The organism is Streptomyces sp. NPDC058001 (genome assembly GCF_042886315.1).
GTDB lineage: Bacteria > Actinomycetota > Actinomycetes > Streptomycetales > Streptomycetaceae > Streptomyces.
The window spans coordinates 1-10,620 of record NZ_JBHVQT010000032.1; the positions used below are offsets into that span (position 1 = coordinate 1).

Below are 10,620 nucleotides of genomic sequence, written 5' to 3' on the forward strand. Positions count from 1 at the left end.
CAGACCCCCGCTGGGCGCGCCCCGCGTTCCTCGGTCTGCTGCTCGTCACCACGGCCCTGTACTTCTGGAACCTGTCCTCGTCCGGATACGCCAACTCCTTCTACTCGGCGGCGGCGCAGGCGGGCAGCCAGTCCTGGAAGGCGTTCTTCTTCGGCTCCCTCGACGCGGGCAACGCCATCACCGTCGACAAGCCGCCCGCCGCGCTGTGGCCGATGGACCTGTCGGTACGGATCTTCGGCCTCAGCTCCTGGTCGATCCTGGCCCCACAGGTCCTGATGGGCACGGGGACGGTCGCCGTCCTGTACGCGGGTGTACGGCGCCGGTTCAGTCCGGCCGCCGCGCTGATCGCGGGCGGGGTCCTCGCGCTGACGCCCGTCGCGGCGCTGATGTTCCGCTTCAACAACCCGGACGCGCTCCTCGCGTTGCTGATGACCGTCACGGTCTACTGCGTGCTGCGCGCCCTGGAGAACGGCCGCACCAAGTGGCTGGTGTGGGCGGGCGTCGCGGTCGGCTTCGCCTTCCTCGCCAAGACACTCCAGGCGTTCCTGATCCTGCCGCCGCTGGCGATCGTGTACGCGGTGTGCGCGCCGGTACGGCTGCCCAAGCGGTTCGGTCAGCTACTGCTCTCGGGGCTCGCGGTCCTGGTGTCGGGCGGCTGGTGGGTCGCGATCGTCGAACTGTGGCCCGCGTCGTCCCGTCCGTACACCGGCGGCTCGCAGACCAACTCCTTCCTGGAACTGACCTTCGGCTACAACGGCCTCGGCCGGCTCAACGGCGATGAGGCCGGCAGCGTGGGCGGCGGCGGAGGAGGCGGTGGCGCCGGTGGAGGCGGCGGCCGATGGGGCACCACCGGCCTCGGCCGTATGTTCAACGACGCCGTCGGCAGCCAGATCTCCTGGCTGCTGCCTGCCGCGCTGATCCTGCTGGTCGCCGGTCTGATCGTGACCTGGAAGGCCAGGCGCACGGACGCCGCGCGCGCCGCGTTCCTGGTCTGGGGCGGCGCTCTGCTGACGACGGTCGCCGTCTTCAGCTTCATGGCGGGCATCTTCCACGAGTACTACACGGTCGCCCTCGCGCCCTACATCGCGGCGCTCGTCGGCATGGGCGCGACGATCCTGTGGGAGGAGCGCGCGAAGCCGTGGGCGGCGCTGTTCCTCGCCGCGACGGTCGGCGTGACGGCCTGGTGGGCGTACACCCTGCTGGGCAGGACACCGGACTATCTGCCGTGGCTGCGGACGGCGGTCCTGGTCGGCGGCATCGTCGGCGCGGTGGGACTGCTCCTCGCGTCGCGGCTCGGGCGCCGGGTGGCGCTGCTCGCGGTGGCGGTGAGCGGGGTGGCGGCACTGGCGGCCCCGACCGCGTACACCTTGTCGACGCTGGACACCGCGCACACGGGGTCGATCGTCTCGGCGGGTCCGGCGGGCGCGGGCCGGGGCGGGTTCGGCGGCGGCGGCGGAGGTGGCGGTGCCGGAGACGGCGATGGCGGCGGCGGGATGCGACCGCCCGGCGCACAGGGTCAGGGCCAGGCGCCCGGGGGCGGTACCGGTCAGGCACCGCCGGCCGGTACGGCACCGGGCGGCGGGACCGGCAAGGCGGGCGCGGGACGACAGGGCCAGGGCCAGGCGCAGGGTCAGACTCAGGGCCAGGCCCCGGGTGCCGGTGCCGGTGCCGGTGCCCGAGAAGGCGGCCGGGCCATGGGCGGCGGCGGTATGGGCGGCCTGCTCGAAGGCGCCCAGGTCAGCGCCGAGGCGAAGCAGCTCCTGGAGGCGAACGCCGACGACTACACCTGGCCCGGTGCGGCCATCGGCGCGCAGAACGCGGCGAGTTACCAACTCGCCACCGGTGACGCGGTGATGGCGATCGGCGGCTTCAACGGGAGCGACCCGTCCCCGACGCTCGCCCAGTTCCAGCGGTACGTCGAGGACGGGAAGATCCACTACTTCATCTCGGGCGGCGGCGGAGGCGGCGGCATGGGCGGCGGGTCCGGCACCGCGTCCGAGATCACGACCTGGGTGGAGGCCCACTACACAGAGGTCACGGCAGGCAGCACGACCTTCTACGACCTGACCAAGCCGACGAGTTGACCCGAAGCCCCCTGGGGTGAGGGATCAGTGGCCGCGCCTGATGGTCAGGTCGGCGACGACGGGGCGGTGGTCCGAGGCAAGTGTCTCGACCACCGCCGCGTCGCGCACCCGTACGGTGTCGTGCGAGACGGCGACATAGTCGATGCGCTGCGTCGGATTCTGCGCCGGATAGGTCGGCCCACCCGGATCGGCGGCCGTCAACTCCTTCCACAGCGGGGCGAGTTCGGGTGCGGTGGGCTGGGCGTTGAAGTCCCCGAGCAGAATCCGCGCCGGACACGTCCCGCGCGGGTCGCAGTCCTCGGCCATGATCCGGCGCGTGTCGGCGACCTGGGCGATCCGTACGGACGGGTCGCCGCGGTAGTCGAGATGGGTCACGTACACATGGACGGGCACCCCGCGGACCTTGACGACGACCTCGGGGAAGCCGGGCGCGGGGGCGGGCACCGGGTTCGGGTCCTGGGTGGAGAGCCGGGTGAGGTCGTGGTTCTCGGCCGACCGGATCTTGTACCGGGACAGCACGGCGAGCCCGTACTCACGCCGGGGCTCGCCCGCGGCGGGCGGGTCGAAGCTGTATATCGGGGCGAAGTACACCCGCATGCCGAGGCGCTGGGCGAGTTCCCCGGCCATGTCGCGCCACTGGCTGCGGTCACCCCAGTGGACGTCGACCTCCTGGAGCCCGATGACATCGGCCCGCAGCCCGCGCAGCACGGCTTCCTGCCGGTCGAGGTCGAAGACGTTGTCCGTACCGGCGCCCGCGTGCAGGTTGTAGGAGGCGACGCGCAACGGAACGGAGTCGGCGGCCTGGGCCGGAAGCGCGGTGAGCCCGGCGAGCAGCCCGGCGGCGGCGAGTGCGGAGAGGGATCTGACGGACAGGGATCTGACAGTACGTCGAGGCTGTGTCATGGCGGTGAGGCTAGGGGGACCGGCTGAACTTCCGGTACGGGACGCGCCCCCGAAAACTTACTTGTACGCCGTACAACGGCTGCTCTACGGTGAACCCCACCCACCCGACTTACACCGTATAAGGAGCTGGCATGACGGCGTCCACCGCCGAGACGAGTACCGTCCCGCACCCACATCCCCGGCGCTGGCTGATCCTCGGTGTCCTCATGCTCGCGCAGCTCACGGTGCTCCTCGACAACACCGTGCTCAATGTCGCGATCCCCTCGCTCACCCGCGAACTGGACGCGTCCACAGCCGACATCCAGTGGATGATCAACGCGTACTCGCTGGTCCAGTCCGGTCTGCTGCTCACCGCCGGCAGCTCGGCGGACCGCTACGGCCGCCGGAAGATGCTCGCCGCCGGACTCGCCCTGTTCGGGATCGGCTCGCTCGCCGCCGGCCTCTCGCAGAGTTCCGGACAGCTCATCGCGGCCCGCGCGGGCATGGGCATCGGCGGTGCGCTGCTGATCACCACGACCCTCGCGGTCGTCGTGCAGATCTTCGACGACTCCGAGCGGGTCAAGGCGATCGGCATCTGGTCGACCGTCAACTCCCTGGGCTTCGCGGTCGGTCCGCTGCTCGGCGGTGTGATGCTCGAACACTTCTGGTGGGGCGCGATCTTCCTGATCAACATCCCCGTCGCCGCGCTCGGCCTGATCGCCGTCGTCCGGCTGGTCCCCGAGTCCAAGAACCCGCAGGGCGACCGCCCCGACCTGCTCGGCGCGGTCCTCTCCACGGTCGGTATGACAGCGGTGGTCTACGGGATCATCTCCGGGCCCGAACACGGCTGGACGTCGGCCCAGGTCCTGGCGTCGGCAGGCGTCGGCGTACTCGCCCTCGGCGCGTTCGTCCGCTGGGAGCTGCACGTCCCGTACCCGATGCTCGACATGCACTTCTTCCGCAACCAGCGGTTCGTCGGCGCCGTCGCGGGCGCGATCCTGGTCGCCTTCGGCATGGGCGGCTCCCTCTATCTGCTCACCCAGCATCTCCAGTTCGTCCTCGGCTACGGCGCGTTGGAGGCGGGTCTGCGCACCGCGCCGCTCGCGATCACCGTGGTCGCGCTCAACCTGGCGGGTCTCGGCGCACGGCTGCTGCCGAAGCTCGGCACGCCCGGCACCATCGCGTCCGGGATGACGCTTCTCGCCGGGGGTCTCGCCGCGATCGCCCTGCTCTCGGGCGGCACGGACGGCGGGTACGGCGGAATGCTCCTCGGCCTGATCGTGATGGGCGCGGGCATCGCACTCGCCATGCCCGCCATGGCCAACGCGATCATGAGCGCGATCCCGCCCGAGAAGGCGGGCGTCGGCGCGGGCGTCAACGGCACGCTCGCCGAGTTCGGCAACGGCCTCGGCGTCGCGGTACTCGGCGCCGTCCTGAACTCCCGCTTCTTCGCGCTCGTATCCGTCTCCGCGGCATCCCTGCCGGCCGCGCTCGCCGCCGCCTCGTCCGCGGAGGAACGCCGGGAGATCGCCGACGCGTTCGCCTCGGGCCTGGCGACCAGCCAACTGGTCGGCGCGGTGGCGGTGCTGCTCGGCGGACTGCTGGCAGCGGTGTTGCTCCAGCGCGCGGAGAGGGCAGACTCCGCGGTGTCGGGGCCACCGAACAAGGACACGAACAAGGACACGGCCACGGACACGCGTACGAGCGCCACATAACATCGGCGCACAAGGCGGACCGGTGAATTCCGGTCCGCCTTCCGGGGAAGCCCACCCCCGGAGAACCGTCACTGGGAAGAGGTGCGCCATGGTGAGGGCAGCCGACCGGGCCGAGCGTCCGGCACGGACAAGCGTCTGGCTGGAGGGCAAGGCGCCGCGCGCCGGATCCGGACGCCGCAGCGAGCACGCGTCCGGCCTGGACCGGGACCGCATCACCGAGGTGACGGTCCGGCTGCTCGACGCGGAGGGCCTCGCCAAGTTCTCCATGCGCCGCCTGGCCGCCGAACTGAACGTCACGGCCATGTCGGTCTACTGGTACGTGGACACCAAGGACGACCTCCTGGAACTCGCCCTGGACCACGTCTACGGCGAACTGAGTCTCCCCGACCCCGACGCGCCGGACGACTGGCGCGACCAACTCCGCGCCCTCACCTGCCAGTACCGGTCGCTCCTGGTCCGCCACCCGTGGACATCCCCGCTGGCCGGCACCTTCCTCAACATCGGCCCGCACTCGCTGGACTTCTCCATGACGGTCCAGCGCGTCATCCGCCGCACGGGCCTGCCGACCTACGGTCAGACGGGCGCGATCTCGGCGATCTTCCAGTTCGTGTACGGCTTCGGCACCATCGAGGGCCACTTCGCGCAGCGCAGCGCGGCGGCGGGCATGACCCAGGACGAGTACTACCGAGAAGCCATGACCACGATCACGGAAACCCCGGACCTGGCCCCCCTGATCCAGGAATCAGCGGACCTGATGGAGGCGAGGGGCGGCGACACGGTGGAAGAAATGCGAGAACGAGACTTCACCTTCGCCCTGGAACTCCTGATCAAGGGCATCGAGGCAATGGCCGAGAGCTAGCCGCCGGGTCAACCCCGTTGTGGGCAGGCGTTCCGCACGGCGGAACGGGTGGGCACAACGCCAGGTGCCGGTGCGCCGGACAGAAACGGCAACCTAGTCCTCGGTCAACCGAGCAGGAAAGCCCCCGGTGGCAACCGGCCCCCACCGGGTAGGTGAAACCCGGATGATGGACTTCCCCTGCTTCCGCATGGCGTCCCGGTACTCGTCCCAGTCCGGATGCTCCCCGGCGATATTCCGGTAGTACTCCACCAACGGCTCCACGGACTCCGGCAGATCGAGAACCTCCGCGGTTCCGTCGACCTGCACCCACGGCCCGTTCCAGTCATCGCTCAACACCAGAACACTGACCCGAGCGTCCCGCTTCGCGTTCCGCGTCTTGGCCCGTTCCGGATACGTGGACATCACGATCCGCCCCGAGTCGTCGACCCCGATGGCGAGAGGAGAACTTTGCGGAGACCCGTCACTCCGCCGCGTCAGCAGGATCCCCCGATGCCGGGGCCGGACGAAGTCCAGCAACTCGTCCAGCGAGACGGCGGTGTTCGTAGCGATGTTGGGTGCCATGATCCGCACCCTACGCCTCAGGCAGCACCTCGCCCTGGACCGCCTGAATCTCCAGCGTGACCTTCAGCGTCGTACCGATCGCGGAGATCCCGGCCTGGACGACCTGGTTGTAGTGCATGGCGAAGTCGTCGCGCCGCAGCTCGGTGGTGGCCCGGAAGGCGGCCCGCACTCCGCCCCAGGGATCGGACCCGGTCCCGAGACAGCTCAGGTCGAGATCCACCGCCCGCACCACCCCCCGCATCGTCAGCTCACCGTGGACGGTCCAGCGGTCGGGCCCGGCGGGGGTCAGTCCGGTCGAGCGGTACGTGATCTCCGGGAACCGCTCGACGTCGAGGAAGTCCCCCGACCTGAGATGGGTGTCGCGCATCCCGTTGCCGGTGTCGATCGAGGACGCTTGGATGACCGCCTCGACCCGGGACTTCTCCAGATCCTCGGCGACCTCGACACGCGCCCCGAAGTCCGTGAACCGCCCGTGCACGCTGGAGATCCCCAGATGCTGGGCGACCGCGCCGACGGACGAGTGCGCGGGGTCGACGGTCCACGGTCCGGGCGGCGGCAGTTCGGTGCCGCCCTGCCGGGCGAGGACGACATTCCCGATCTCGGCGCGGCCACCGGCCGTGACCAGGGCGGTCGAGGCGATGGGCGCGTATCCGACGGCGGTCACGATGACCGTGTACGACCCGGGGGCGAGGTCGGTCCCGTCGCGTACGGCGCCCTCGTCGTCGGCCCCGGCCCGCAGCACCTGCGCGCCGGTCATGTCGGTGAGGGTGACGACGGCATGCGGCACGGCCCACCCGTCCCGCGTACGAATCCGCCCACGGACTGCCATCTGGTGGTTCTCCTCTGATGAACTCGGCTGAATCGGTCACTGTCGTGGGCCATCGTCGTGGCGGGAAGGGACGAGTGGGGGTGCCACCCGTCCCGCTTCACCCGACCGATAACAACTCGCCTGACTCCTCGCCCGACTACTCCCCAGGGTGAGCGAGTTCGATGTCGTGCCCGTCCACGCCCCGGCCGTTCACGCTGACCGTCGACGCGGCCGGCGGATACCCGGTAGCGATGACCGTGTACTCGCCACTGTCGAGATCGGTGAACCCGTACGCCCCGTCGACCCCGGTCCGCGCGGTGCCGAGCACATTGCCCGCCGCGTCGACGAGGGTGACCCGCGCGTCGTGCAGCGGCCCGCCGCCCGGTGTCCGTACGGTGCCGAGGACCTGGGCGCCCGCGCGCAGGTCGACCTCGATCCGGGTGACCCCGGTGGAGCCGACGTCGACGGGCAGGGCGAGCGGACGGTGGCCCGGCGCGTTCACGGCGACCGTGACGGGCCCGGGGACCAACTCCGCGAAGGTGAACTCGCCCTGGTCGCCGGTGGTTCCGGTGGCCAGCACATCACCGCGGACATCGGTCACGATGACCATCGCCCCGGCGACCGGAGCCCCGCCGTCCACGGCCCGCACAAGTCCGGCGAGCCCGCTGGTCCCGCTGAGCAGGATGTCGTACGCGACCGGTTCCCCGGCGACCACGACGGTGGACGCCTGAGGCTGGAAACCGTCGGCCGACGCGATCAGGACGTAGGAGCCGGAGCCCGGCGCGTCGACCGCGTAGGAGCCGTCGATCTGGGCGACCGCGCGGCCCAACTGGCGCCCGGCGAGCGAGATCAGCGTGACGGCGGCCCGGGGCACGGGCGCGCTCTCGGCACCGCGCACGAAGCCCCGTACCGGAATCCCGGCGCGCCCGTCCATGAGGACCGGGACCGGAACGGGTTCCGGCGCCGAAGCCTGGGCCGGTATCGCAGCCGTGGCAGCGACGGCCGCCGGAGCCGAAGCGGACGCCATGGCCGCGACCGGAACCGGAACCGTCCCCTCTTCCGCGCTCTGCGCCAGCGCGCCCTTGGTCCGCAGCGGCACCTCCTTGATGAAGAGGGTCACCAGGAACGCCAGGAACGCCATCGGAGCGGCGATCAGGAAGACATCCGCGATGCCGTGCCCGTACGCGCTCTCCATGACCGTACGGATCGGCGGGGGCAGCGTGTCCATGTCGGGGATGGCGCCGCCGCCGGTGCCGCCGTGACCGAGCGCCTCGCCCTTGGGGCCGAGGGCGGCGAAGCCCTCCTTGACGTAACCGGTGATTCGGGTCGCCATGATCGCGCCGAGCGCGGAGACACCGACCGCGCCGCCGAGTGAACGGAAGAAGGTGACCATGGAGCTGGCCGAGCCGAGGTCCGCGGGGTCGACCTGGTTCTGGGTGCAGAGCACGAGGTTCTGCATCATCATGCCGACGCCGAGACCCATCAGCGCCATGTAGATCGCGATGTGCCAGTACGGGGTGTCGTATCGGATCATGCCGAGCAGTCCGAGTCCGGCCGTCACGAGGACACCGCCGGAGACGAGCCACGCCTTCCAGCGCCCGGTCTTGGTGATGATCTGCCCGGACAGCGTGGACGACACGAAGAGTCCGCCGATCATCGGGATCGTCATCACGCCGGACATCGTCGGGGATTTGTCGCGCGCCAGCTGGAAGTACTGGCTGAAGAAGACGGTGCCCGCGAACATCGCGACACCGACGAAGAGTGAGGCGAGTGAGGCGAGCGTGATGGTGCGGTTGCGGAACAGCCGCAGCGGGATGATCGGTTCCTTGGCGCGCGACTCGACGAGGACGAAGATCAGTCCGAGCAGGACCGAGCCGCCGACCATCGCCGCTGTCTGCCAGGACATCCAGTCGTACTTGTCGCCCGCGAAGGTCACCCAGACGAGCAGCAGGCAGACCGCGGCGCTGATGAAGAAGGCGCCGGACCAGTCGACCTTGACGTCCTTGCGCCGTACGACGGGCAGGTGCAGGGTCTTCTGGAGCACGATCAGGGCGATGAGCGCGAACGGGATGCCGACGTAGAAGCACCAGCGCCAGCCCAGCCATGGGGTGTCGGTGATGACACCGCCGAGCAGCGGGCCGCCGACGGTGGCGACGGCGAAGGTGGCGCCGAGGTAGCCGCTGTACCGGCCGCGCTCACGCGGCGAGATCATCGCGGCCAACACGATCTGCGCGAGGGCGGAGAGACCGCCGACGCCGATGCCCTGGACGACGCGGCAGGCGATCAGCATGCCGACGCTCTGCGAGAGACCCGCGACGACGGATCCCGCGACATAGATGAGCAGGGATATCTGGACCAGGAGCTTCTTCGAGAAGAGGTCCGCGAGCTTGCCCCAGAGCGGGGTGGTCGCCGTCATCGAGAGCAGCGCGGCCGTGACGACCCAGGTGTACGCGCTCTGGCCGCCGCCGAGGTCGGTGATGATCTGGGGCAGGGCGTTGGAGACGATCGTGGACGACAGGATCGCGACGAACATACCGAGCAGCAGCCCGGAGAGCGCTTCCATGATCTGCCGGTGCGTCATCGGGGCGCCGTCCTGGGCCGCCCCTCCGTGCTTGGCATGGCTGCCCCGCACACCGGCCGGTGTGGTCGTTGCCATGGACTTCCTTTTCCTGAACGGGTGTTAACCGGATGTACGGGTGGTCGAAGTAAGGGGAGTCGCGGGAGATACGGTCGGGGGGTGCGGGAGCCGCACGGACTGGGCTCGGCAGTCGCCGAAGCTGTCGCGGAGCCGGGCGAGCAGGACGCAGAGCTGGTCGACCTCGTCGTCGGACCAGTCGCCCAGGAAGTGGGCCAGCGTCTCCACGTAGCGCTCGGACATGTGCTCCAGACGCTCCTCGCCGGCGGGGGTCAGCCGCAGGATGCGGGAACGTTTGTCGGCGGGGTCGGGTGACCGTTCGATCCAGCCCCGTTCCGCGACGTGCGCCACATGCCGGCTGGTCACGGACATGTCGATGGCGAGCAGTTCCGCGAGGCGACTCATCCGCATGGCACCGTGCCGGTCGAGCACGGTGAGGACGATCGCCGACCCCGGCGGACAGTCCTGCGGGAGCGCACGGGCCATGCCGCGCTTCACGGCGCCGATGACACTGAGTTGCCGCGCCAGCTCCTCATACCGCCCCCGATCCACCACAGCACCCCTCCAAGATTATTTGTTGCTTAGGGCAACCATAGAGAAGCATGGTTGCCACAGGCAAACGAAAAGCCCCAGGACAGCACTAAAAACCTGGCAAAGGCGCGGGGGCGGATGGGTAAAGGTGCAGGTGAAGGGGCGGGTGGGGCGATTGATACCGGTGAGGGGGGTGCGGGCACCCCCATTTGCTAACGGGTTCGGGGCGCTGCTGGGCGCGCAGCCCAAATCCCGCCGCAGCGGGTGCGGGTGTTGCTTGCTGGGGGCGCAGCCCCAATCCCGCCGCGACGGCGCTCAGCCCCGGCCGGCTGTGTCCGGCGGAATGGGACACGGCCCTGCCCCAGGCATCTGCCGGGCGCAGCCCAAATCCCGCCGCGGAGCGGCCGGGTAGCCCGGGGACGGCTGGGGCCCGGCCCCGGGTCGCGCCCCCCTTGGGTTCTAATGGTCCTCGCAACACCCGCGATCTGTGGGAGTTGCGAGGACCGTGGCCGTTGGACACGATGATCTTTCGGGGTTGAGGGAGC

At 70.2% G+C, this 10,620-nt stretch carries 8 protein-coding genes; 3 read left to right on the forward strand and 5 right to left on the reverse strand.

Annotated features, from left to right (window positions below; all coding sequences use genetic code 11):
* The coding region (locus ACFVT5_RS43020) for an ArnT family glycosyltransferase (protein ID WP_389899708.1) at positions 1-2,084 on the forward strand (2,084 nt) is incomplete at its 5' end.
* A gap of 24 nt (positions 2,085-2,108) precedes the next feature.
* Here ACFVT5_RS43020 and ACFVT5_RS43025 read toward each other — a convergent pair.
* Entirely contained in the window at positions 2,109-2,987 is an 879-nt protein-coding gene (locus ACFVT5_RS43025) for an endonuclease/exonuclease/phosphatase family protein (RefSeq protein ID WP_389899710.1), read from the reverse strand.
* 131 nt (positions 2,988-3,118) lie between these two features.
* Here ACFVT5_RS43025 and ACFVT5_RS43030 point away from each other — a divergent pair, with 131 nt between their 5' ends.
* Both ACFVT5_RS43030 and ACFVT5_RS43035 read left to right on the forward strand, forming a co-directional pair.
* Positions 3,119-4,681, forward strand: coding sequence for an MFS transporter (locus ACFVT5_RS43030; RefSeq protein WP_389899711.1), 1,563 nt, complete (start codon positions 3,119-3,121; stop codon positions 4,679-4,681).
* Positions 4,682-4,769: 88 nt separating this feature from the next.
* Positions 4,770-5,540, forward strand: a complete 771-nt coding sequence (locus tag ACFVT5_RS43035; RefSeq protein WP_389899713.1) for a TetR/AcrR family transcriptional regulator — start codon at positions 4,770-4,772, stop codon at positions 5,538-5,540.
* A 93-nt stretch (positions 5,541-5,633) separates the two neighbouring features.
* Here the strand turns inward: ACFVT5_RS43035 and ACFVT5_RS43040 are convergent, their stop codons facing one another.
* The 4 genes from ACFVT5_RS43040 to ACFVT5_RS43055 all read right to left on the reverse strand — a co-directional run bounded on the left by ACFVT5_RS43040 (position 5,634) and on the right by ACFVT5_RS43055 (position 10,099).
* Positions 5,634-6,101, reverse strand: coding sequence for a PPOX class F420-dependent oxidoreductase (locus tag ACFVT5_RS43040; RefSeq protein ID WP_389899714.1), 468 nt, complete (start codon positions 6,099-6,101; stop codon positions 5,634-5,636).
* Positions 6,102-6,111: 10 nt separating this feature from the next.
* Positions 6,112-6,930 carry a YceI family protein gene (locus ACFVT5_RS43045; RefSeq protein ID WP_389899716.1) on the reverse strand — a complete coding sequence of 273 codons (819 nt, stop codon included), beginning with the start codon at positions 6,928-6,930 and terminating at the stop codon, positions 6,112-6,114.
* A gap of 136 nt (positions 6,931-7,066) precedes the next feature.
* Positions 7,067-9,565, reverse strand: coding sequence for an MFS transporter (locus ACFVT5_RS43050; RefSeq protein WP_389899717.1), 2,499 nt, complete (start codon positions 9,563-9,565; stop codon positions 7,067-7,069).
* Positions 9,566-9,589: 24 nt separating this feature from the next.
* Positions 9,590-10,099, reverse strand: coding sequence for a MarR family winged helix-turn-helix transcriptional regulator (locus ACFVT5_RS43055; RefSeq protein WP_389899718.1), 510 nt, complete (start codon positions 10,097-10,099; stop codon positions 9,590-9,592).
* Positions 10,100-10,620 lie beyond the last annotated feature (521 nt).

What these genes read in the sequence shown, in the direction of transcription:
- ACFVT5_RS43025 (WP_389899710.1), bottom strand. Translation starts at nt 2,987, where the DNA reads ATGACACAGCCTCGACGTACTGTCAGATCCCTGTCCGTCAGATCCCTC.
- ACFVT5_RS43030 (WP_389899711.1), top strand. Translation starts at nt 3,119, where the DNA reads ATGACGGCGTCCACCGCCGAGACGAGTACCGTCCCGCACCCACATCCC.
- ACFVT5_RS43035 (WP_389899713.1), top strand. Translation starts at nt 4,770, where the DNA reads ATGGTGAGGGCAGCCGACCGGGCCGAGCGTCCGGCACGGACAAGCGTC.
- ACFVT5_RS43040 (WP_389899714.1), bottom strand. Translation starts at nt 6,101, where the DNA reads ATGGCACCCAACATCGCTACGAACACCGCCGTCTCGCTGGACGAGTTG.
- ACFVT5_RS43045 (WP_389899716.1), bottom strand. Translation starts at nt 6,930, where the DNA reads ATGGCAGTCCGTGGGCGGATTCGTACGCGGGACGGGTGGGCCGTGCCG.
- ACFVT5_RS43050 (WP_389899717.1), bottom strand. Translation starts at nt 9,565, where the DNA reads ATGGCAACGACCACACCGGCCGGTGTGCGGGGCAGCCATGCCAAGCAC.